Here is a 22,629-nt window from a genome sequence, read left to right as displayed (position 1 = left end):
GCCTGTCAGGATGGGGACATCGCGTCATTGAGGCCAGCCGACAAATCCTGTGGTAGGAGTTGCGGGACGGCATCCGAGGGCGGGCCGATATCGACGAGGAGCGGGCAGGGTGACACGATGAATGGCCTACTGGAACGGGACGGTGAAATCGCGATTCTTGATGGCCTGCTGCGCGATCTGGAGTGCGGGATGGGTCGTTTCGCAATGATCGAGGCGGCCTCCGGAATGGGTAAGTCGGCGCTGCTGCGGCATGCCGGAGATCGCGCCCGTGAGCGCGGCTTTCAGGTGTGTTCGGCGCGCGGCTCAGAACTGGAGCGCGAGTTCACCTTCGGGGTCGTCCGGCAGTTGTTCGAACGGGTGTCAGCCGACCCGTGGGAAACCGAGAACGAGCTGTATCTCGGTGCCGCGGCACCCGCCCGGACCATCCTCACCGGCGCCGCCGACGGCGCCGGGGCCGCACCGTCCGGTTTTCTGCTGCTCAACAGCCTGTACTGGTTCCTGGTGAATCTCAGTGCACGACAGCCGGTGGTGCTGCTGATCGACGACGTGCAGTGGATCGACAGGTCCTCCAAGGGGTTTCTCGAGTTCCTCGCGCATCGCATCGAGGCGACTCCGGTCGCCTCGATCCTGGCCAGCAGGACACGGCCGGTGGCGGTCGGTAGCCCGGTAGAGTCCCTGCTCTTCAGCGCGGACACGACCCTGCTCGAGCCGCGCAGCCTCAGCGCTGCCGGGGTCACCGAGCTGGTCCGGCGCAGCCTCGGGGCGCCGGCCGACCCGGTGTTCTGCACTTCCTGCCATGAGGTCACCGCCGGAAATCCTTTCTTCCTCCGGGAGCTGCTGCGGATCCTGGCCGTGGCCGGGACGACGCCGTCCGCGGCGTCGGTCCCGGCGGTGCGCACCGCCGGCCCGGTGGCGATGCGCCGCGAGGTGGTCGGGCGGCTGGCCAGGCTGCCACCCGCCGCCACCGCGGTCGCCGGCGCCGTGGCGATCCTCGGCGACGACTCCCCGCTGACGATGATCGCCGGCCAGGCCGGTCTGCGCGTCGACCTGGCCTCCCGGATGGCACACCAGCTCACGTCGGCGGGGATCCTCGCCTGCGCCGATCCGCCGGCGTTCGTCCATGATGTGATCGCCGAGGTGGTGGGTTCGCTGCTGCCGCGGGCGGCGCAGAGCGCCGCGCACGATCGTGCCGCCCGGATGCTGGCGGACCACGGCGCCGAGCCGGCCCGGATCGCGTCACATCTGATGCGCACCGATCCGGCTGCGCGGACCGACCGGGTGGATCTGCTGCTGGCCGCGGCCCACGACGCGCACCGGCAGGGATCGCCGGCCACCGCCGCGATCTACCTGCGCCGTGCCCGGCTGGAACCACCGCCGCCGGGCATCCGCGCGGAGGTCAGCCGGCTGCTCGGCGTCAGCGAGACCTACGACTTGGCGCTGACCGCCGCCGACGAGCATCTGCGCGAGGCGATGGCCCTCGCCGCCGATGCGGCGCAGCGCGCGGTGTGTGCCGGCGATCTGGCCCGCGTCCGACTGGCCATGGGCCTGCCCGGCGAAGCCACCGATCTGTTCGTCGAGGCACTGGACCTGCTCGGGTCCGAGCCAGACGGGAGAGGTCTGGCCACCGCCGTGGAGGCCGAGTTGATCGGCATCGCCCCGCTGGACGCCCGCCGGCGCGGGCAGGTGGCCACCTGGCTGGCCTCCTACCAGCGGCGGCGGGACGCCAGCACCGCGGTCGTCGCGGCGAACCTCGCGCTCGACGCGGCCTTCGACGGGTCGGTGGAGCATGCCGGGGACCTCGCCGAGCGCGCCCTGGCCGGCGATCTGCCGCCGGAACGGTCGGCCCTGTGGTCGGCGGTCATGGCGCTGATCGCCACCGACCGGCTGACCGCGGCCGAACGTCACCTCGACCGGACCACGCAGGTCTGCCTGCGCCGCGGCCTGCTGATCTCCCATGCCCTGGCCCACGGCTTCCGGGCCCGGGTGGCACTGCTGCGCGGTGACCTGCGCGCCGCCGACGAACATGTCCGCATCGGCCTAACGGACCTGCATCCGCCGAACTTCGCCCTGCCCATCCTGCACGCCGCCCAGGTGAACCTGCTCGTCGAGCAGGGCGACCTCGCCGGCGCGCAGGCGGCCCTCGACGCCGAGGACCTCGGCGCGTCACCCGGTACCCGCAGCCTGCTGCAGATGTGGCTGCTGGGCGCGCGGATCGGGCTGCGGGCCGCGCAGGGACGCCATGATGTCGTCTTGGCTGAGGCGTTGCGCTGGGGCGAGTTGCATCAGCCCTGGGGCGGTGATCGGACCTGCGACGAGGTTCCCTGGCGGCTGCTCGCGGCCACCGCCTGCGCCCGGCTGGGCCGCCGGGACCAGGGCCGGTCGCTGGTGGCCGAGCATCTCCGGCTGGCCCATGATCTTGGCATGGCCCGGCATATCGGGGTCGGCCTGCGGGTGTCCGCGCTGTTCGAAGCTCCGGACACGGCAGCAAAGCTGCTGCACGAGTCGGTGGAGTTGCTGGAGCTCAGTCCGGCCCGGCTGGAACTGGCCCGCTCGCTGGAGGCACTCGGCCGGATCCTGCTGGACATCGGGCCGGCCCGCACGGGCCTCGAAGCACTCACCCGCGGCGCCGAACTGGCCGCCCGCTGCCACGCCGATCGGATGACCGGACGGTTGCACGCACTGCTGGCCGACAACGGCCGGAAGGTCCCGCGCGGGCTTACCCAGGGCCTGCATACGCTCACCCCGGCCGAACGTTCGGTGTCGTGTCTCGCCGCGGACGGGCACACCAACCGCGAGATCGCCGAGCAGCTCTTTCTCAGCGAGAAGACGGTGGAAGCCCATCTCAGCCGCACCTACCGCAAGGTCGGGGTGCGTTCCCGCACCCAGCTTGCGGCCCAGCTGGCCGCCGGTGAGTTCGCCTGCGGGCCGGCGCTGTCCGGACCGCCGAAACCGTCAGTACTCGGACAGCGAGGACTGCGTTAGCCGCCGACCGGCCTCGGCCCAGCCGATGGGACGGCGCGGGCGGATACACCCACCGCGCCGCGCCGCCCTCGTCGGCGCCGTGCACCTTGCCGGCCTTCGCGTTCAGGCGGCGGTCTCCAGACCGGTGAGAACATGACCGAGCTTCTGCCAGGTCGCCGGTCCGCAGACACCGTCGTCGTCGATGCGACCGAACCAGGGCGAGACGTAGCGCTGCAGCGCGGCCACCTGGGCGGTGGTACGCGGGCCGTATCTGCCATCCGGGTCAAGGTGGCCGACACCGGCACCGGCACCGGCGAAGACGATGTTCAGCGCCTGCTGGAGATCGGTGACATTCGAGCCGACCGCGTTCGATCGCAGGGTGGGCCGCCCCACGAACCGCTCGCACCGGTCGGTGGGCGGCGGCGCGCTCACCGCCCGGGCCAGGATGTCGCGGCGACGGTTCGCCCGGATGTCACCCGGGCAGGAATGGCCACCCCAGAGTGCGCCGCCCATCCGATGGGTACCGAGGCCACCCCGAGCCGGCGAATCGGTGATCCGCGGCTCCCAGCCGAACTCGTGCATTCCCCACCGAAAAAGCTCCGCCAACCGGACGATCTGGATCGGCGTGTAATCCTCGGTGTCGTACCCCTCGCATTCGCACGAGATCCAGTAGGGGTTGCCCGCCGCCTCGGCCCACGCCCGCCGGTCGAACGGAACGTACTGCTCGATCGCACCGGTTCGGGACAGCCACAGATGGGCACTGACCTTACTGGCCGGGTTGTTGAACCAGGAGAACAGCGAGCCGGTCCCGACCTGGACGTGCGGGATGAGTCCGAGGATCGGTGTCGCCATCGCGCCGCCGACGTTACCCACCGGTCGGAGCCAGGCCGGCGGGTAGTGAACCGCGGTCATCGGGTTGCCGCCGCACACGCCAGGACGCCGTGCGCCATGGTGAGGACGCTGGCCAGCCCTACCACGACGGCGAAGGTGACCGGTTCGTCGTCGAAGGTCAGCGCCGGTGCCAGCATCGCGCTGCTGTGCACGCAGGTCCGATCCCAGAACCGCAGGTGGTCCGCCGGTGTCGGCTGCGGCGGGTCGAGGATCGCCGCCGTGGTCGGTACCTGGCCGAGCACACCGAGGGCGAACTCCAGCCAGGGCGAGACCGACGCCCAGATGCTGCGTGCCTTCATGATGTCCGGCGCCTTGGCGATGCGCAGATCAGCCAGTGACTTCACCAGGGTCAGGTTCAGGATTGTCCGGTGCGCCGTCGACCACCAGGCGTCGTCGGGGGCGGCGGTGAGCTGGCCGACGATCTCGGGCAACAGGGCGAGCGGACGGGCCAGGGCGTCGATCAGCGGTGGCAGCGTGCTCGTCGGGTTCTTCGCCGCCAGCGGCGTGGACACGCTCAGCATCGCCGCACCCACGGTGGCGGCGATGCCGCCGGTCAGGGCCAGTGCGGTCACGGCGGTCGCGGCGCCGTTCGACGCGCAGATCTGCCGGATCGTCGCGAAGTCCGGCGCGTCGATCAGCGCCGTAGTGGTCGCATCGGCCGGGAAGGGCGCGGTGCCCGCGGCGGCCCCGGATCCGACGATGATCGGGATCGCCGCCGCCAGACACACCGCGTCCAGCCGGCTCAGCCGCTCGCCGGTCACCTGCCGGTAGACCCCGGACAGGACCGGGATGTCGAGTCGAGCGTCGAGGTCGACCTGCACCCCTCGCAGCAGCGACGCCAGCACCTTCAGCGCAGCCGCCAGCACCGTGTCGACGCTGGCCAGCAGGGCATCGGTGATCACCGCGACGGCTGACTCGATCAGCTGATCGAGCGGGATCGTGTCGATCCGGTCGATGACCTGGGTTCGGAATCGGTCACCGGTGTGCCGCAGGATGTCCTGTTCCATCATCAGCGCGTCGACCAACGGCTGGATCATCGCCGGGACGTCGCCGCCGATCGGCGGGTCGGACAGGCCGGTACTGCCGCCGCCGGCCAGCCCGGCACGCAGCTGACGCAGGCCCCAACTGGCCTGCGGCCCGCCCAGCCCGCCCAGCCCGCCCGGTCCGGTCGCCGGCGCCACGCTGGCAAGCGCGGCGCCCATCGTTGCACCGGCCAGGTTCGGCGGCAGCGCCGAACCGGACCCGGCCCAGCCGGCAACGAAGCGCCGCACGTCGGCGAGCGCGGTGTGCAGCGGGACGCCGGCGTCGTCGAGGGTGTCGACGCAGACGGTGAGGTACCGGCGAACGATGTTCTTCACCACCCGGTGGGTGCGCACGATGTCCGGCCAGACGAACACCGTGCCCAGCCACAGGGTCAGGTCCTCGAACTGGATCCCGATCCGAGCGAACACGAACTCGACCGCGTGCAGGACGGCGTCGACCGAGTCGAGCAGCGCGCTGTACACCTGACCCGCGATGGTGGCGAGGAACCGGTGCACGCCGCCCGCCTCGGTCACGACGAAGCTTTCGACCTGGTCGTAGGCGTTCCCCAGCCAGGCGAACAGGTCCCCGGCCGCTGTGACGAGCGACGAACCGACGTCCGGCCGGGCGAGGGGAGTCGCGCGGGCGGCGTGTCCACCCAGCGCGTGGATCGCGTGGTCGGCTCCATGTAGCGCGAAGTGCCCCCCGTCGAAGGACATGCCCCAGGTGGTGGGCGGTCCCAGCCGACCGACCGGCCCGCCGGCCAGTCCCGCCGCGGCGGCCTGGATCTGCCGGGCCGCCGGGTGCGCGGTCGCGGACAGGCTGCGGGCAGCGGGGCTGACCGGGTCGGGCAGGAGCCCGACGAACTGGGTGAGGCAGGCCGCCACCGCATCGGAGTTCGCCGTGGCCACCTCGGGTGACACCAGCGGCCGGGTTGTTCCGTCGGCGTCGGTGATCATGACTGCGCGTAGGTCCGACCCGTCGCGGACCGTATCCAGCCCGGTCCGGATCCGATCGGTCGGGTTGATCTCGGCGACGACGGCCGGGGCATCGGCGATCGCCACCCGCAGGTTCGCCGCCGCCAGCGAACGGACCTCCTGGACGATGGTGAGCGTGCCGGTCTCGTCGGTGCTCACGGTGATCGGCGTCGTCGGGGACAGCAGGCGATACCCGTCGTCGAGGTACACGCCCACCGGACTCGACGCGGTGACGGTGACCGTCCGGTTCGGGGCGACCCGCCCGTCGTCCTCGGTGACCGTGACCTGGGTGGTGTAGCTGGACTCGACGATCACGGCGTTCGGGTCGGCCGCAGGCAGCGCGATGTTGCGCTCCCACCATTCGCTGGTGACCGGATCCTGGCTGAGGCACACCAGCCGCTGGCCGCCGACGTGGGCGAACAGCCGGTGGTTTCCGGCGCCGTCCAGATAGCAGGCGAAGGCGCTGACAGCGGGCAGCAGCGGCGTCGGTGTCGTCCACGCAGCGGGATCGCTCTCCCGTCCGGCCGGACAGCTCAGGTAGGCCAGGACGCCCTGCGGCCCAAGGAACCACACCGAGGTCCGGGTGGAGTCGCCGGCGGCGACGAGGGTGGCCGCCCCGGTGAGCAGCGGACTGCCCGCGACGCGGACAGGGGTGGACCCGTCGCTCTGCCCGCCGGCCGGGTACAGGTACAGTCCGTCGCCGCCCGCGACGAACAGCATGCTGATGCCGTCGCCGGTCACCACCGAGGCGATCGCCGTCGCGTCGGCGGGCAGGCCAAGCTGGATCCCGTGCGGGGCGGCAGACGGCTGGAAGGCGTTGTACTGCGGGGTGAACAGCAGTTCCGGAGTACCGGCGATCATCCCAAGGGTGTACCGGCCGGGCACCGTGTTACGTCCGAGTCGTCCCGGCGCGCTGGTGATGGTGCCCGCCGCGAGGTCCGCGGGCAGGCGCTGGCGGTTCCACCCCGGGGTGGAACCGGGGCGGATGTAGTAGCGATCCAGCAGCCGCAGCGAATCGCCCGGACTGCGGACCACGTCGACGATGATGTTCTGGTCGGTACCGCCGCCGGTCCGCGCCGGCAGGCTCTGCAGTGTGACGCCGGCGATGGTCAGCGGCTGTGCCACGGTCGGGGCATCGCAGTGTGCCGGCTTCCAGGTGACGGCCTGCGCCCAGGCGTCGGCGGTGTTGGCGTTATCCAGGGAGAGGTACAGCTGGTCCGCACCGTCGACGGTGACGACGAGCGCGAGGTCGACGGCCCGGGTCCGCGGGTTCTGGGCGACGGCGAACGTCCGCACCCGGATCGGCGCGCCGCCGTGGTTCGCTGACAGTCCGCTGCTGAGGTCGAGACGATCCCAGCCGGTGGCTGTCCCGATCACCTCGCGGGTGAGGTAGAGGACGTTGTCGGTGCCGATGGAGAAGAACAACGCGTCGCCGTCGACGGTGGGCACGGCCTGGAAGGAACGGTCCGGTGCCAGGACCATGGCCTGGCGGTGGTTCGGCATCAGCTCGGACTCGGCGGAGATTCTCATGGCAGCATCGATGCTTTCGGAGGGGAACGGGCGGCGACGGTCCGCCGCCGCCCGTTCCGACAGATACGGCAGGTGCGTCAGGTTCAGACCGGGGTGATGACGGTCAGGACGGATCCCGGTAGGTGATATGGGCGACGAGGTCCCGCGTGTCCGAGTAGCCGACATCGGAGAACATGAACGTCTTTCCGCCGGGGAAGACGAAGGTCTGCAACGCGGCGAGCCGCACGTCATGGAAGCTGGTGGCGACGCAGGCACTGACGCAGGCGGCAGCCATATCGGACACGCTCTGCACGTCCGACCAGAAGTTGAGGAACCCGTTCGCCTTCGGGTTCTTCGAGTTGTCGACGATCTGCGAGACGGGACCACTCAGTTCGATGTGGCCGGCAGCATTGACACCGATGGTGTAGGTGTCGGTGATGGTCTTGTCCACGACGTTGGCGCGGGCCTCGGTCCGCAGCTTCCTCGTGTAGAGCGCGGCCAGCAGATGCTGGGTGACGACGATCCGGGTGGCCGGCGACGCCGCGCTCAGCCCCGGATCACGCTGGACGGTTACCTGCAGGTCGTAGGTAGTCGACAGTTTCATCTCGCCCAGCGCGCCGTTGCTGCCGGCCCGGTCGGAGTCCTGCGCCGCGAACGAGTAGGCGAGCAGGGTGTCGCCCGACGCCGGAATGGTGCGGGTCGGCTGCTGCCCGGGGGTCATCTTCGGCTTCGCGAAGGTCGCCTCGGCCAGGTGTGTACCGAGCTTCACATGCGGCTGGTAGCAGTTCGCGGCCACATAGTCAGCCAGCGAGGAGCCTCCGTTGGCAGACCGGTCCAGATACTCGGCGAACGTCCGCCGGTTCAGCGCCAGAACGCCGTCGCGATCCTGCGCCTCGCCGGCCTCGAGCCAGTTCCAGCCGAAGTTGGCGTAGCTGATACCCGGCAGCTGATGCCCGTTGGTGGCGCACAGGTAGTTCAGCATCCTGGGCGCAGCACCCGTACTGTTCGGCGCGAAATGATTGACGTCGGTGACCGCGATCGAGGGCCGCTCCGCATCCGGTTCATGTTTGACGGCGTAGCCGAGGAGCACGTTGCTCTGCGCTCCGCCCGCCAGGTAGGAGGCGACGAAGTTGCTGTTCATGAAGGTGCTGATGGGAGCACCCTTCGGGACCCTTGAGTCATCGAAGGCAAACACGCCCTCCAGTGCGAAACTGTTCAGGTTGAGGTACAGCTCCTGGATGCTGAAAGGGTCGTCGGACAGTGCTTTCAGCGTGTTCAGCACATCCTGCGGGACCTCGCGCGCCGCCGCGGCCTGGAGATCGAGGTTGACATCGCCGACAAGGGTCCACGGCTGGCTGTCCGGCTGGGACAGGCTCACCCACTGGGCGCCCCATGGGCCGTAGGCCAGCGTGGTCATGGTGAATTCGGCGAAGGTCATGCGATAGGTCACCGACGAGCTGCCGGGCTTCAGCACCACGAGCGGTGGCAGCGGCGGCGCCGCGGCTCCCTGGTATACCGACGGGATGCCGAGGCGGGCGCGGACCGCGAACGCGAAACCCGCCTGCTGAAGACTCTGCACCCCCGGGTCGTCACTGTCGGTGCCGTCGGGGACCGTGAACGGGTCGGTGCCGTTCGCCTTCGCCAGCAGGGAGTCCCGGTCGATGGCGACGGGATTCCGGTCGACCTGGACGTTCTGCCCGCCTTTCGTGACCTTCGGATACACGAAGTAGAGATCCACCAGCGGGTTTTCGTGCTGAAAGCCGTCGCTGGACAGGTATTCGGCGAGTGCGGCGTTGACACTCGCCTCGGTGACGGCGACGACGTAGTCGAAGTCGTTGGTCGGCACGTTCGAGGAGAGGGCGGACTGGCGGTAACTCATGACCTTCCCTTTCAGGTGGGTGGACGTGCGGTATGGGCCGGAAAGAATGCGGGGGGGGGTGGGGAATCAGTGCGGTGCGGACCACCAGCAGGCCTCAGGCCGGGCGGCCGCCGCCGATCACGGAGCTGACGAAGAGCGGATGTCCCCGGGCGGGCGCCGAGGTCCGCCACGGCCGCCCCGCGTCGCCGGACTTCGCCCAGGTCACCCAGTCCGACCGGCTGGCGGTGGCCGCGTTGTGGTGGTTCAAGGTCGGGCACTCGAAGGACAGGTCCACGGATGTCATCGCCAGGTCGGCAGTGGCGTACGCGTAGGTGACGCTTCCAGCGGAGCCGTGGATGCTGGGTTTCGGGTCCCGCAGCACCAGCCGGGCGGTCGTCCCCTTCCCGATCCACGCCGGCGGGCCGACGACGAACGAGCCGTGGGTCGCGCGGTGGCCGGTGAGCAGCAGATCGGAGGCGCCGTGGGTGTTGTCGATCTCGACGTAGCAGGTGAAATTCAGCGGTAGCCCGAGATAGTCCTGGGTCGCCGCCACCCAGGTCGCGAAGTCGGATGTCGCGCCGCTGAGCCAGTCCACCACGGTGCTCGCCGCGACGCCGAACCGCCGGGTGAACACGTCCACCACGGTGCCCATCGACTGGCCTGCCTCGACGGCGAGCTGGCCTACCGTCCGCCCCAGCTGGTCGCGGCGATGCAGCCGGCTCAGACCCACGACGCGCAGGATGTCGGCCTGGATGTCATTGGGGTCGTTGCCGGTGTGCGGCAGGTCGGCGTAGGCGCGGACGATCGCCTCGTTGGCCCGGTTGACCCGCTCGACGACGGCCTGCGGTCGGGGTGGCTGGCCGGCGAACGGCGTCGCGAAGGTGAAGGACACCGTAGTGCCGTCGACCCGCAGGTCCGGATACGGCCGGTCAGCGATCGCGGCGGTGAACGCGGCGAGCATCGCCTCGTTCAGCAGGGTGATCGAGATCCGGACGGACAGGTCCGCGGGGTCGGACAGCAGGCCCCACCGGAAACCGGTCAGCCACCAGTGTCGTTCCGGGCCGCGGGTGAACACCGGCTCGCCGTGGCGCACCAGCGTCGCGGACATCGTCAGCATGTCGGCGTCGGCCGCACCGTCGTAGAACAGGTTGTGCGTGGCGACGTCGTCGCCGACCCGCCGGCCGACCGTCGCGTCGAGCAGCGCGTAGACCGGACCGCCGGAGCCGATCGGCCGAGTGTAGACCCCAATCTCGCAGCCGGTCTCCAGGCCGTACTGGCCCTTCCACAGTTCGATCATCCAGTGTTTACCGGCGTGGTCGAAGAAGATCGGCTCGCAGTGCAGGTTGGCGCTGATCCCCAGCGCGGCGGCGTCGTAACCGGCGGCGTAGCCGAGGTCGCGCTGCGCGGCGTCCATCCGCGAGTAGATGATGTCCTGGTCGGGGTCGTAGCGGAAGCCGGCCGCGTCAACGGCGTGCGCCAGCGCCGACGTCGGCTGCCAGGTCCCCGCCGGGCTCACGGCTGACCGCCGACGGTGAAGATGACCTCGAGGGGATGACCGCTGGCCGGCACCTTCCCGGCCGCACCGAGCTTGCCCGCGCCGGTCCGGGCGACGAACGCGCCGCCCGCACCGGCGGCGTGGTTGGCGCCGAACGTCGGGCAGCCCACCGTGAACGGCAGCTCCGCTCCGGCGCCGCGATAGCTGAACGCGCCGGCGCTGCCGGCTGGCCCGCCGTGGTCCTGCAGCCAGGCGTCACCGCGACCGCCGACGGGAATCTCCGCCGGTGGCGGCACGACCCAGTGGCCGTCGGTGGCGCTGGATCGCTGCAGCCGCAGCGGCGCGGGGCTGTCGTTGTGGATCCGGACGTAGCAGGAGAAGTCCATCGCGGGGGCGAGGACCACCGAGGGCAGCGTCCGGGGCGCGGCAACCGACACCGCACCGGTCGCGTGATCAACCTTCATCACCTGGGCCGACGGCCGGTCCTCGGCCGCGCGGGTGTCCGCCGTGGGCCCGTCGGTGGATGATCCCGCCAGGTCGACGACGGTGAAGGTGAACTCCTTCGTCGCGTTGTCGGGCACCGAGCCGCATGCGAAGCCGTTGTTGACATAGCGGATCGGCGAGACCCTCAGCCCCCCGATGGGGACGTGCGTGTGGCCGAAGACGACAAGGTCCGCGCTGTGCTCCAGAGCCAGTCGCTGCGCGAACCAGGCCATGTGGTCGCCCTTGTCGTCGGCCAGCGCGGCGCGGGCTGCCGTGGCCCTGCTGCCCTCCCGCGCCGCCCAGCGGGTGAACAGGTCGGCGTAGACCACCCTGGCCTCACCGATTGTCGTTTCGCTGCCGTCCGGCAGAATGATCGGTTCGACCTCCGACAGGCCGCTGGCCTTCACCACGTAGGTCAGCAGCAGATCAGCGAGATTGCGCCGCCGCGTTGTGCCCAGCGAAGCCAGGAAACGTCCGATGTCGAAACCGACCGGGTATCCCTGGTTCTTGAAGTCGGCGACGGTCTGACCGGGCGCCAGGTAACCGGCCATCAGATGGGAGAAGGCCCGGGTCACGAAATGCCCGACGGGCAGGGTGTCCCAGCGCGAGGCCGGGTCGGGTGCGTTGAACATGCCCCAGTGGTGTCCGTGACTGAAGACCGTCCGCTTTCCGGTACGGCCGGTGCGCACGTGCACGGGTTCACCGAGCTGGAGGGGGCCGACCGCGGCGCGCAGCACGTCGAGGTCAGCGGCGGTCACCGTGCCGTCGTGGTTGCCGAGCACGTAGGTCACCGTGCCGACCGCGTCGACGACCCGGGAAAGCGCCCCCGCCGGCCCGAGTACCTCCGGGTTCGCCTCGATGATCGCCGCCATCGACGGCGGTCGCACGGACGGCGGGTAGGTCCAGGTGTCGATGATGTCGCCCAACAGGACGACCTCCTGGAACTGTTCGGCGTGGGCGACGATCCAGTCGAGTGCGGCAACGAGATACGGCTCGTGGACGCTGCGCTGATACCAGACCGTCGGCGTGTTGTCGCCGATATGAATGTCACTGAGAACCGCCACGCGACCAGAGTTCGGCGTTCTTGATGACGTGTTTGCGGGCATGATGGAATCTTCTTTCCGACAGATTTCTGGCGTGCCCGAAGGCGCCATCGACGAGTATTTGGAAACATTCTTCGGCGACCTTCGTGTCGGCCCGGCCGACGCTTCACATGGTTCACGGCAATGCGGCGCTGCGCAATGCCGGCCGACACCCGACCGCTGACATAGGCGGCCGAGGTAACCGCGGAGATGTCCCAGAAGGGACCGGAAACGAGCCCGCCGGAATCACCGGCACCGGCACCGCGTCACGGCCGCCGGTCCGTTAGGTCAGCGCTGCTACCGGCCTGTCGCGCCCGCCGAAACGACCACGAACCCACATCCCACCCCAACGTCGACGAAGGCGGCGCGGCAGCACACCCCTCCCCCACCCGACGACACTCGGTAGGAATCGACGATCAGGTCTTGAGTGGTCCGGTGACGACATATGACCGTGCGGGCAGTCAGTTTTGACATCGATGACACGCTCATCGACTACTCCGTGTCGACGCCGCAGAGCCTGCGCGGGCTGTTCGACGTCGGTCTGACAATCGACGAACCCGCCCCGTAACAGCCTGTTCAAGGTCACGCGGGCATCAGGCTGGCCGCGACCGTCGCGCCGAGCTCCCAGCGGGCTTCCCGGGCGGCCGGGTCGGGGGCGCCGATGACGATGACCGGATCACGCAGCCGCTTCCAGCGCAGGCCGGTCGCGATCGACTCCACAGCGTGCACGGCTCCTGTCGTGTCGTTATTCCCGTGGACGTACAAGGCGTACGGACGACCGACGGTTACATCAAGGCGCGGATAGTAGATCTGGTCGCAGAAATGTGCCGAGCCCTGGTCACGGAGATGTCACTTTCCGCGACCGACCGGATCGGTGCGGACGGCCACCACTCCGCCCCCGTCCGCTACGGCATCAGGCTCGCGGCGGTAGCGGCACCCAGCTCCCAACAGGCCTCGCGGTCCCTCGCGTCCGGCGTGCCGATCACTGTCACGGGCTCATGCAGGCGCTTCCACTTCAGGCCGGTGGCGATCGTCTCTACGCTCCGGACCGCACCAGTGGTGTCAGAGCCACCGTGGACGTAGAGGGCGTACGGCCGACCGATGGTTGCTTCCAAGCAGGGGTAATAGGATTGATCAAAAAAGTGTTTCAAAGCCCCTGACATGTAGCCGATGTTGGCCGGCGTCCCGAGCAGGTAGCCGTCGGCGGCCAGCACATCAACCGCCGTGGCGGCCAGGGCTGGCCGGACCACCACTTCTACGCCCTCGATCGCCTCGTCCCTGGCGCCAGCGAGCACCGCCTCCAGCATCGCCTGCATGGACGGCGACGGAGTGTGGCGGACGATCAAGAGCGTCGGCATCGACGCCATGCTATTGGCCCGACTACCCGGTGCACGGCCTTACGCCGCCAGATCGGCGCCACCCAAGGGAAAGGGTGTGCTCCGCGAGGGAACACGCCCCAGGGCGCGAAGCCGATGGCCTCGTACCCTATGTGGATCATCAGCTCGCCGCAGCGAGTGTCACTTCCAGACCACTTCGAGCCGGTCCGGGTTGAAGATGCTCTTTTTGCCGCCCGGTATCGGCCGCCTGAGCACCACGGCCTCGATCACGGTCTCGACGATGGCCCGCCGCTGCTCTACCTCCAGGGTCGGCCAGGACTCGGCGACGTTGGTCGTACTCGGGCCGGTCCGCGACCGCAGCCAGGCCATCTGGTCCTCACGCAACGTCGCGATTTCAGCTTCCTTCTCCCGCACGCGGGGGAAGACGCAGGCCCCGCCGAGTTCATCCCGGTCGTAGGCGGTCATCAGCTCGGCGATCTTGCGTTCGGCGGCGTCGAGCGCCGCCTGGCCCTCCCAGACTTCCTCCCGGACCTCAGTGGTTCGATCGGCGAGCCGGGCCAGTACCAGTTCGTGATGAGCGCGTCGATCGGGCGGCCGGAGCCGGTCACGCCCCGGCAGCGTCCGGGCTGGTTGGTCATGCAGTAGTAGCAGCCGTGACTCGGCGGCGGTGACGGCAGTAGCGGTGGCGGCGGCAGTGGCGGTGGCGGTCCGCCGCGGGCCGGGCCGTCGGCGGTCGGCCGACCTAGACTGATCAGCGTGGTCGTGAGCCTCACCCTCCTGGACGGGGTGCGCTGGGAGGGCGCCCCGGTGGCGGGCGACCGGCCGCAGGCGCTGCTGGCAGCGCTGGCGTCCGAGCACGGGCGGCCGGTGCGGTCGCGGCAGCTGGTCGAGCTGATCTGGTGCGGGGAGCCGTTGGCCAACCCGGCCAAGGGGCTGCAGGTGGTCGTCTCCCGGACCAGGGCGGCCTGCGGCGCCGGCGCGGTGGTGCGCGACGGCGACGGCTACCGGCTCGGCCTCCCGCCCACGCAGGTCGACAGCTGCCTGCTGGGCCAGCTGGTGGCCGAGGCCGCCGGGCTCGTCGCGGCTGATCCGTGGGCCGCCGCCGAGCGGGCCCGCGAGGCGCTCGAGCTCGGCGCGCCGCTGCCGCCGGTGCCGGCGGACGATCGGGGGACGCTCGCCGACGTCCGCCGGGCGGCCGGCCGCGACCTGGCGGCGGCCCGGCTGCTGCTGGCCCGGGCCACGAGCCGGACGGGCCGGCACCCCGAGGCGCTCCCGCTGCTGGCGGCGGCCCACGCGCAGCGGCCCGACGACGAGGGCCTGCTGGCCGAACTGCTGCGCAGCGAGGCCGCGGTGCGCGGGCCCGGGGCGGCCCTGCACCGCTTCGAGGGCTACCGCCGGGACCTGCGGGAGCGGCTGGGCACCGGCCCCGGGGAGACACTGACCCGGATCCAGCGCGAGCTGCTCGCCCTCGACCAGCCGCCCGTCCGCGCCGGGATCCGGTACGACGCCACCCCCCTGCTGGGCCGCCAGCGCGACGTCGACGAGCTGCGGGCACTGCTGGACCGGTCCCGGGTGGTGTCGATCGTCGGGCCGGGCGGTCTCGGCAAGACCCGCCTGGCCTACCTGCTCGCCCGGGACAGCGCGCTGCCGGTGGTGCATGTCGTCCAGCTCGTCGGGGTGACCGCGCCCGAGGATCTGCTCGGCGAGATCGGTGCCGCGCTCGGCGTGCGCGACTCGATCGGCGACCGCCGGGCGCTGACCCCGGCGCAGCGCGCCGACCTGCGCGCCCGCATCGCCGCGCGGCTCGCCCGGGGGCCGGGCCTGTTGCTGCTGGACAACTGCGAGCACCTCGTCGCCGAGGTCGCCAAGCTGGTCGCCTTCCTCGTCGCGACCACCGCCGACCTGCGGGTGCTCACGACCAGCCGGGCCCCGCTGGCGATCGGCGCCGAGCGGGTCTACCAGCTCGGGGAACTGGCCCGCGCCGACGCGATCGAGCTGTTCTGCCAGCGCGCCGCCGCCGCCCGCCCCACCGTCCGGCTCGACCGCGAGGTGATCGGCCGGATCGTCGACCGGCTCGACGGGCTTCCGCTGGCGATCGAGCTGGCGGCGGCGCGGGTCCGGGCGATGTCGGTGGAGGACGTCGACCGGCGGCTGGCGGACCGGTTCACCCTGCTGCGCGGCGGGGACCGGGCCGCCCCGGACCGCCACCGCACGCTGCTCGCGGTGATCGACTGGTCATGGAACCTGCTGGCGGAGCCGGAGCGGCGGTCGCTGCGCCGGCTGGCGCTCTTCCCGGACGGTTTCACCCTCGAGGCGGCGGAGGAGGTCCTCGCCGTCCCCGCTCCCGCTGACGGCTGCGATCCCGTCGACACGGTGCAGAACCTCGTCGACCAGTCGTTGCTGAGCGTGCGCGAGTCGGCCGGCGGGGTGCGCTACCGGATGTTGGAGACGGTTCGGGAGTTCGGCCGGCTACGGCTGGCCGAGGCCGGCGAGCAGGCGTCGGCGCGCCGCGCCCAGCGGGACTGGGCGGTCGGCCACGCGGCCCGACACGGCGGGGAGCTGTCCACCGAGCGGCAGTTCGCGGCGATCGACGCGATCGCCGCCGAGGAGACGAACATCGCCGACGAGCTGCGGACCGCGCTGGCCGGCGACGACGCCGAGACGGTCGCGCGGCTGGTGACGGTGCTCGAACTGTTCTGGACGATCCGCGGCGAGCACGTCCGGATGATGACGCTGATCGACGCGGTCACCGCGGTGCTGTCCGACTGGACACCGCCGCCCAGGTTGGTCCCGGCGGCGCTGGCCGCCGGGACCGCCGTGGCGAGAACCGCGATCCTCATGGGTGACGGGGTTCTCCCGTCGCAGGTCCGCGACCTGTTGGCACGGCTGACCCCCGAGACGGCGGACGATCCGTCGCTGGTCGGTGCGACGCGGGTGCTGCTCGCCCTCGCCCCGGTGGCGCCGGTCGCGAACGTCGAGACGCGGCTCGCGCGGCTGGCGGACGATCCCGACCGGCACACCCGCCTCTACGCTCTGGTGTGGCTGACCCATCAGCGGGAGAACGCCGGCGACGCGCAGGCCGCGGCCACGGCCGCAAGCCGGGCGCTGGCACTGGCCGCGCCGCGGGACGGGCCGTGGCTGGCGGCCTTGATGCACACGCGTCTCACCGAACTGACGATGCAGCTCGGGGATCTGCCGGCCGCCCGTTCCCATGCCCGGGCGGCCCTGCCGGTCCTGGAGCGGCTCGGCGCCCGCGACGATGTCGCGCAGCTGCGGGTACTGCTGGCGCTCGACGCCATCAACGACGGCCGGCTCGACGCGGCCGAGCAGCACCTCGCCCGGATCGGCCCGCCCAGCGACACGCCGCACAGCGGTCCGATGATGGCGGCGATCGGCCGGGCGGAGCTCGCCCTCGCCCGCGGCGACGCGGCCGGCGGCCTGCGCCGCTACCTGGAGGCGGCGCAGGGGCTGCGGGCGATGCGGTGGCCCGGCGTCGAACCGACCGGCGTCGAGCCCTGGGCGCTCGTCGGGGACGCGGTGGCGCTGGCCGCGTTCACCTGGCACGCCACCACCGCCGACGAGCTCGCCGCCGGCCACGACCTGTTCCGCTCCAGTCTCCGCCGGTGCGTCGACGTGATGCGGCGCGGCGATAGCGCGATCGACTATCCGGCGTGCGGAACGGTGCTGTTCGCCCTCGGTGCCTGGGGCCTTCGCGACGGCCGCCCGGCAGGGACGACGGTGCGGGAGGCGGTGGAGCTGCTCGCGCTGGCGCAGCGTTTCTCCTACCTCGCGACGATCCCGTCGTTGGGCTGGACGCGGGTGGAGGCGCTCGCCGAGCGCCGGGCGCCCGGGGCTCTCCCGGCGGCCCGGACGGCCGACGACGCTCGGCGCCCGGCGCAGCTGCTCGACGAGGCGCGTGTCCTCGTCGAACGGCTGGCCGGGCGGCTCGACGACGTAGCGCCGGGCCACGGGTCACAGGTGCCGCTTGTAGCTGGCGACCGACAACGGCATGAAGATCACGACCACGGCGAGCCCGGTGAGCAGCGTCCAGCCCACCTGCCCGGTGAGCACGCCGTTGTTGGCCAGGTCCCGGCTGGCGGAGACGAGATGTGACACCGGGTTGACCTTGGTGAAGGTCTCCAGCCAGCCCGGCATCGTCCTCGACGGCACGAACGCGTTGGACAGGAAGGTCAGCGGGAAGAGGATCATCATCGAGATCCCCTGCACGCCGCGGGCGCTGCGGGCGACCGTGCCGATCCAGGTGAACGCCCAGGCGATCGCCCAGCCGGTGAGGACCGCCAGCAGGATCGCGCCGAGCACGCCGAGCACCCCGCCACCGGGTCGGTAGCCGAGGATGAGGCCCATCAGGTAGGTCAGGCTCGCCCCGATCAGGTACCGGACCAGGTCGGCGATCATCGGGCCGGCCAGGGGTGCGATCCGGGACATCGGCAGCGACCGGAACCGGTCGAAGACCCCCTTGTCCATGTCCTCCCGCAGCTGCGTCCCGGTGGCCATGCAGGTGGTGAGCACCGTCTGGGCGACGATGCCGGGGATCAGCAGCGGCAGGTAGCTGTGGACGTCGCCGGAGATCGCGCCGCCGAACACGTAGGCGAACATCGCGGTGAACAGCAGCGGCTGCAGCGCGACGTCGAAGAACTGTTCCGGGTTGCGGCGCATCTTCTTCAACGCCCGCCACGCCATCGCGAAGGTCTGGGTGAGGGTGCCCCCCACCCCGGGGCGGGCCCGTGTGCGGGCGACGGCGGCGGCCGGGTCGGTGGCCGGGGCCGAGCGCGGACGGCGCGCGGCGGTCGGCTCGGCGAGAACGGTGTTCATCGGGCCCTCTCCGTGGTGGTGTCGTCGAGGCTGGGCGTGTCCTGGCCGGGGACGGTTCCGGCCGGACCGCCGGCATCGGGACCGGCCGCGGTGCCGTGGCCGGTGAGGGCGAAGAAGACCTCGTCGAGGGTCGGCTTGGCGACGCTGACCGAGGCGATCGCGACGGCGGCCTCGCGCAGCGCGATCAGCACGTCGGCGGCCCGGTCGGCGACGTCGAGCGGAACGTTCAGCCGGCCGGACTCGGGGGTGGTGACCGGCTCCTCGCCGAGCACGCGGCGCACCACCGCGCGGGCGAGCGCCTGATCGGCCCCGGGGGCGAGCTGAAGTTGCAGGGTCGAGTCGCCGACCTGGGTCTTGAGCTCGTCCGGCGTGCCCTCGGCGACCTTGCGGCCGTGGTCGATCACGCAGACCCGGTCGGCGAGCTGGTCGGCCTCGTCCAGGTACTGCGTGGTGAGCAGGACGGTGCAGCCGTCGTCGACGAGCTCGCGGATGGTGTCCCACATCTGCCCGCGGGTGCGCGGGTCGAGGCCGGTCGTCGGCTCGTCCAGGAAGATCAGCGGCGGCCGGGTGATGAGGGAGGCGGCAAGGTCGAGGCGGCGGCGCATCCCGCCGGAGAACGCCGAGATCCGCCGCTCGGCAGCCTCCCCCAGACCGAACTGCTCCAGCAGCCGGCGCGCGGTGGCCCGCGCGTCCGCCGAGCGCAGGCCCTGAAGCCGGCCGAACAGCCACAGGTTCTCAGCGGCGGTGAGGTCCTCGTCCACGGAGGCGTACTGGCCGGTCACGCCGATGAGCTGGCGGACCCGGTGGGGCTCGGCGGCGACGTCGACGCCGAAGATCTCGGCCCGGCCGCCGTCGATCGACAACAGCGTGGCCAGCATCTTCAGCATCGTCGTCTTGCCGGCGCCGTTGGGCCCGAGCACACCGAAGATCTCGCCGTGACGCACCTCGAGATCGATCTGGTCGACGGCGCGAACGTCGCCGAATCTCTTGACCAGGCCGCCGGCCTGGACCGCGGGCATCGTTGTCACACGTCTTCCTTCCACAAGATGCGGGCAAGGCGGTGGGGATGAAAAAGCGTCGCAGCCCGAAGGGGGCGGGCGCGCTGACAGGACGCTAGACAACGGCGGTATCACCGCCCCTACACACCGGTTTCACCCGCCTTCGGCCGGCGGCGCGGGCCGCGGCGCCAGGCAGGCGTCAGGACAGGAGGCTGAGCGTCCGGTTGCCTTGGTCGTCTTCTAGATCGAACGCGGCTGACGTCCACCGTCGTGTCGTCGAGAAGTACAGCGAGGTTCTCGCCGGCCGGCTCGACGACGCACTGACACTGATCGACCCGGGCGTGATCGACCATCGAGGGGGCCAGGAGGGCGACCATCATGGCATCGACGCCTGGCGAAGGAAGTGGGAGCACCTGAATGAGGAGTTCCAGGACGTCTCCGCGACGATCGAGCAGAACGTCTCGACGGAGGACACGTCGGTCAACCGTTACACGCTCCGTAGCACCCACACGGGCTCCGGCCGTCGCTACGAGGTGACCGGCCTGGACATGGTCAAGGTGCGAGACGGGAAGGTCGTCGAGTACTGGGCCCTCGCCGACGAGGCGGCGCTACGACACCAACTCGGCCTCGCCGGCGCCTGACGCAGACGCGACTGCCGGCCGAAGCGCCACACGCGACTACATCAGGCTGTCGGCGCGGGCCGGGGTAGGTCTCCAGCCCTGTTCCCGCCGGCTGATGCGGTCGACGGTCGCCAGCATGTCCCGGCGGATTATGGCGCTGCCAGCGTGGATGGCCGTCCAGTAAAGAGCGAACTTGCGGCGGGTAAGGCGGTCGGTCGAGTATCCGCGGGTCTCGGTGCTGAGGACGGCGCCCGTCGCGCGGCCGCGTAGATGAAAGTCGGTGAGGTATTTCACCCAGCCCGGCTCGTCGAAGGCTGCGAACTCCTCGAGGGAGGATACTTCGACCCGGCTCGGTGTACGCTGCCACGGCCGCGCGATCGACGCGCCGAGAGCGTAGCGCGGCGCCTGGACTTCGATGATGGTGATCGGTCCATCGGTGAACAACGGCCTGGATGTGACGGTATCCCGCCGCCCGAGGTGTCGAAGGATGACCAGGGGCTTCGCGATGGTCAGTTGATCCAGGGTCAGCCCGGTGAGGGCGTCCCACACGAGGGACGGCTCGGCGGAGAGGACGCGCGAGTGCCGTTCGCTGAAGTGGTACACCGGCATCGTGGTCTCAAGAAGTGTGGGCATCGTCTGCTCCGACAGTAGTCAGCGTGGACAGGACCGACCGCGAAATTCGGTCGACAATGGCTCGCGCGTCCGGTTCCCCGCCGACGAGGAAGACCTCGGCCCAGGCCATTCCAAGCAGATGCGCATGAACACTGTGGGCACTGATCGGATGGTCGAGCCGGAGCTCGGCGCGAGATCGAGCGCGGGCGAGCATGCCCGCCACCAGCTCGACCTCGGCGGCGACGAACCGGGCGCGGAAGCCGTGTCGAGCCTCCGGATCGGCCTGCAGATCGGCGACGAGGCCCGGCAGTGCGTGCCGCGCGACCGGCGTGCTCAGCAGAGCGACGACATGCTCGACGAGGGCGGACAGATCGGCGGAGAGGCCGCCGCGATCGAAGCGCTCGGCGTCGAGTTCCGTCCCGTGCACGACAGCGGCGAACACGAGTTCCGGCTTGGAGGACCAGCGTCGGTAGATCGCGGCGCGGCCGGCGGCGGCCGCGGCGCTGATCTGCGCGATCGACACCTGGCTGTAGTCACTGTGAGTGAGCAGCGCCCGTACCGCTTCGAGTAGCCGCGCGTCGACCGCGCTCTCCCTCGGTCGACCCCGCACTCGCGGCACGCCCTCTTTATATACGGGACCAGCGTTCTCGTAAACCGGTGCGACGCCACGGACGGCGCAGTCGTCATCCCGGACCGGCGGCGCGGCGACGAACGTTCGCGGTCAGCCGACGACGGCGACGGCGCGCACGGGGAAGGTGCCCATGCCGCGCACGGGCGCGGGCAGCACGGTGAGGCGGATTGGCTCGCCGGCGGGCAGCTCGTCCAGGGCGGTGAGGTGCTCGACGATCGGGATGCCGGCGCCGAGCAGCCCCTGATGGGCGGGACGGGCCAGGTCGTCGACGTCGTCGATGTTGAGCGAGTCGATGCCGACCAGCAGCGCCCCGGCGGCGACGAGGGCCTCGACGGCCGCCCGGGTCAGGTGCGGCGCCGGGCCGAAGTACGCCTCGCTCCCCCAGTGCCGGGCATGGCCGGTGTGGACGAGCACGGCCCGCCCGGCGAGGTCGGCGGCGGCCGGCAGCAGCTCGGCGCCCACGGCCCTGACGCCGGACGCCCACACCACCACGGCCGGCACGTCGACCAGGCGGGCCAGCTCCAGCGCCGCGACGTCCGGGCCGTCGGCGTGGAAGTGGAACGGGGCGTCGAGGTAGGTCCCGGTGTTCGCGACGAGGTCGACGGCGGCGATGTGGAACGACACCCCGGGTGCGAGCCGCTCCCCGGACGCGGCCCGGCTGGTCCACGTGGTGATCCGCGGACCGGGCAGGCCCGGGTAGGTCACCATGCCGTCGACGATGGGATGGGACAGGTCGACGATGCGGCGGTCCCCGACGGGCATGGCGCGCTCCTTGCGTGCACGGCACGGTTGCGGTGCCGCCACGCTACCGCCGTCCCTCCGCCGCGGCCGGCGAACCACGTCCCTGCCCGGCGCGGGCGGCGGCGGGGTCGCAGGAGCGACCCGATCCGCCGGCCCGCGCCGGGGCGCGCACCGGTCAGCCGTCGTTGCCGGTCACCGGCGCGGGCGGCGGGCCGGCGGGCGACGAGCGCCCGCGCGGGACGAGCGTCGGGCGGGGGCAAGGCGGCCGACGCGCGAGGGGTGACCGCTGGGCGGGCACCCGCCTTGGGGCGGCGCCCGGCGGCGTGGACTCCGCCGGAAGCCGCGGCGGCGGCGCGGACGGCGACGGATGCCGCGGCCATCTCGCCGGTGCCGACGGATGGCGCGGCGCCGGCGCGGCCGGCGGGGTGCGCGGCAGCGGGAGCTGCGGCGGCGCCACCGGCCGAGAGGACGGGGGCACGGTCCTCGGCGCGGGGGTCCGTTCGGGTTGGGCGGTCGGGTTCTCCCGCCCGGCGTCCCCGGGGACGTCGTCGCCCGCCGGGGCGGGCGCGCCCTCGTCCGGG

17 protein-coding genes and 2 pseudogenes are annotated in these 22,629 nt (G+C 71.4%); 6 read left to right on the top strand and 13 right to left on the bottom strand.

Going from position 1 to position 22,629, the window contains the following annotated elements:
* The first annotated feature begins 117 nt into the window (after window positions 1-117).
* A complete protein-coding gene (locus FRAQA3DRAFT_RS02175) occupies window positions 118-2,982 on the top strand; it encodes a LuxR family transcriptional regulator (protein WP_009737429.1) in 2,865 nt (954 codons plus the stop codon).
* A gap of 102 nt (window positions 2,983-3,084) precedes the next feature.
* Here the strand turns inward: FRAQA3DRAFT_RS02175 and FRAQA3DRAFT_RS02170 are convergent, their stop codons facing one another.
* From FRAQA3DRAFT_RS02170 to FRAQA3DRAFT_RS02150, 5 genes are all read right to left on the bottom strand, one after another.
* Window positions 3,085-3,873 carry an N-acetylmuramoyl-L-alanine amidase gene (locus tag FRAQA3DRAFT_RS02170; protein ID WP_009737428.1) on the bottom strand — a complete coding sequence of 263 codons (789 nt, stop codon included), beginning with the start codon at window positions 3,871-3,873 and terminating at the stop codon, window positions 3,085-3,087.
* Window positions 3,870-7,379, bottom strand: coding sequence for a hypothetical protein (locus FRAQA3DRAFT_RS02165; RefSeq protein WP_009737427.1), 3,510 nt, complete (start codon window positions 7,377-7,379; stop codon window positions 3,870-3,872). The genes FRAQA3DRAFT_RS02170 and FRAQA3DRAFT_RS02165 overlap by 4 nt, the downstream gene beginning before the upstream one ends.
* A 103-nt stretch (window positions 7,380-7,482) precedes the next feature.
* Window positions 7,483-9,237, bottom strand: coding sequence for a hypothetical protein (locus FRAQA3DRAFT_RS02160; protein ID WP_009737426.1), 1,755 nt, complete (start codon window positions 9,235-9,237; stop codon window positions 7,483-7,485).
* Window positions 9,238-9,331: 94 nt separating this feature from the next.
* The gene (locus tag FRAQA3DRAFT_RS31145; protein WP_009737425.1) at window positions 9,332-10,732 is read right to left on the bottom strand and encodes a DUF4474 domain-containing protein; all 1,401 of its coding nucleotides are present in this window, start codon (window positions 10,730-10,732) and stop codon (window positions 9,332-9,334) included.
* Window positions 10,729-12,258 (bottom strand): metallophosphoesterase, encoded by a 1,530-nt coding sequence (locus tag FRAQA3DRAFT_RS02150; RefSeq protein WP_035920480.1) that lies wholly within the window; start codon window positions 12,256-12,258, stop codon window positions 10,729-10,731. Before FRAQA3DRAFT_RS02150 ends, FRAQA3DRAFT_RS31145 begins: the two co-directional genes overlap by 4 nt.
* Here FRAQA3DRAFT_RS02150 and FRAQA3DRAFT_RS35675 point away from each other — a divergent pair.
* Together FRAQA3DRAFT_RS35675 and FRAQA3DRAFT_RS37965 are read left to right on the top strand one after the other, a co-directional pair.
* Window positions 12,239-12,460 carry a hypothetical protein gene (locus tag FRAQA3DRAFT_RS35675; protein ID WP_198287012.1) on the top strand — a complete coding sequence of 74 codons (222 nt, stop codon included), beginning with the start codon at window positions 12,239-12,241 and terminating at the stop codon, window positions 12,458-12,460. The genes FRAQA3DRAFT_RS02150 and FRAQA3DRAFT_RS35675 overlap by 20 nt on opposite strands.
* 261 nt (window positions 12,461-12,721) lie before the next feature.
* Window positions 12,722-12,844 carry a hypothetical protein gene (locus FRAQA3DRAFT_RS37965; RefSeq protein WP_255346990.1) on the top strand — a complete coding sequence of 41 codons (123 nt, stop codon included), beginning with the start codon at window positions 12,722-12,724 and terminating at the stop codon, window positions 12,842-12,844.
* Window positions 12,845-12,858: 14 nt separating this feature from the next.
* On the opposite strand, the gene FRAQA3DRAFT_RS38340 is transcribed toward FRAQA3DRAFT_RS37965, so the two are convergent.
* From FRAQA3DRAFT_RS38340 to FRAQA3DRAFT_RS02135, 3 genes are all read right to left on the bottom strand, one after another.
* Window positions 12,859-13,005, bottom strand: coding sequence for a hypothetical protein (locus tag FRAQA3DRAFT_RS38340; RefSeq protein ID WP_369809388.1), 147 nt, complete (start codon window positions 13,003-13,005; stop codon window positions 12,859-12,861).
* A gap of 176 nt (window positions 13,006-13,181) precedes the next feature.
* Window positions 13,182-13,643 carry a flavodoxin family protein gene (locus FRAQA3DRAFT_RS02140; protein ID WP_009737423.1) on the bottom strand — a complete coding sequence of 154 codons (462 nt, stop codon included), beginning with the start codon at window positions 13,641-13,643 and terminating at the stop codon, window positions 13,182-13,184.
* A 150-nt stretch (window positions 13,644-13,793) separates the two neighbouring features.
* A complete protein-coding gene (locus FRAQA3DRAFT_RS02135) occupies window positions 13,794-14,078 on the bottom strand; it encodes a hypothetical protein (protein ID WP_035920477.1) in 285 nt (94 codons plus the stop codon).
* Window positions 14,079-14,369: 291 nt separating this feature from the next.
* Between FRAQA3DRAFT_RS02135 and FRAQA3DRAFT_RS36545 the strand changes: the two are divergent.
* Window positions 14,370-15,794: pseudogene (locus FRAQA3DRAFT_RS36545) on the top strand (BTAD domain-containing putative transcriptional regulator); the annotation flags it as partial.
* A 1,791-nt stretch (window positions 15,795-17,585) separates the two neighbouring features.
* Here the strand turns inward: FRAQA3DRAFT_RS36545 and FRAQA3DRAFT_RS32290 are convergent.
* Both FRAQA3DRAFT_RS32290 and FRAQA3DRAFT_RS02125 read right to left on the bottom strand, forming a co-directional pair.
* Window positions 17,586-18,446 (bottom strand): ABC transporter permease, encoded by an 861-nt coding sequence (locus FRAQA3DRAFT_RS32290; RefSeq protein WP_009737421.1) that lies wholly within the window; start codon window positions 18,444-18,446, stop codon window positions 17,586-17,588.
* Window positions 18,443-19,474 (bottom strand): daunorubicin resistance protein DrrA family ABC transporter ATP-binding protein, encoded by a 1,032-nt coding sequence (locus FRAQA3DRAFT_RS02125; RefSeq protein ID WP_009737420.1) that lies wholly within the window; start codon window positions 19,472-19,474, stop codon window positions 18,443-18,445. Before FRAQA3DRAFT_RS02125 ends, FRAQA3DRAFT_RS32290 begins: the two co-directional genes overlap by 4 nt.
* A gap of 194 nt (window positions 19,475-19,668) precedes the next feature.
* On the opposite strand from FRAQA3DRAFT_RS02125, the gene FRAQA3DRAFT_RS02120 reads away from it, so the two are divergent.
* Window positions 19,669-20,085: an ester cyclase gene (locus FRAQA3DRAFT_RS02120; protein ID WP_009737419.1), complete on the top strand. Its 417-nt coding sequence runs from the start codon at window positions 19,669-19,671 to the stop codon at window positions 20,083-20,085.
* A gap of 36 nt (window positions 20,086-20,121) precedes the next feature.
* Here FRAQA3DRAFT_RS02120 and FRAQA3DRAFT_RS02115 read toward each other — a convergent pair whose 3' ends face one another.
* From FRAQA3DRAFT_RS02115 to FRAQA3DRAFT_RS02105, 3 genes are all read right to left on the bottom strand, one after another.
* Complete coding sequence (locus FRAQA3DRAFT_RS02115; protein ID WP_232291876.1) at window positions 20,122-20,673, bottom strand: hypothetical protein; 552 nt, start codon at window positions 20,671-20,673, stop codon at window positions 20,122-20,124.
* Between the two features lie 7 nt (window positions 20,674-20,680).
* Complete coding sequence (locus tag FRAQA3DRAFT_RS02110) at window positions 20,681-21,286, bottom strand: TetR-like C-terminal domain-containing protein (protein WP_232291875.1); 606 nt, start codon at window positions 21,284-21,286, stop codon at window positions 20,681-20,683.
* A gap of 111 nt (window positions 21,287-21,397) precedes the next feature.
* The gene (locus tag FRAQA3DRAFT_RS02105) at window positions 21,398-22,069 is read right to left on the bottom strand and encodes a cyclase family protein (RefSeq protein WP_009737416.1); all 672 of its coding nucleotides are present in this window, start codon (window positions 22,067-22,069) and stop codon (window positions 21,398-21,400) included.
* Window positions 22,070-22,371: 302 nt separating this feature from the next.
* Between FRAQA3DRAFT_RS02105 and FRAQA3DRAFT_RS36540 the strand changes: the two are divergent.
* Window positions 22,372-22,629, top strand: a pseudogene (locus FRAQA3DRAFT_RS36540) (PE family protein); the annotation flags it as partial.

The organism is Frankia sp. QA3, assembly GCF_000262465.1.
GTDB lineage: Bacteria > Actinomycetota > Actinomycetes > Frankiales > Frankiaceae > Frankia.
Note: the sequence above shows the minus strand (reverse complement) of the source record. Positions and strands in the feature narration are given on the sequence as shown.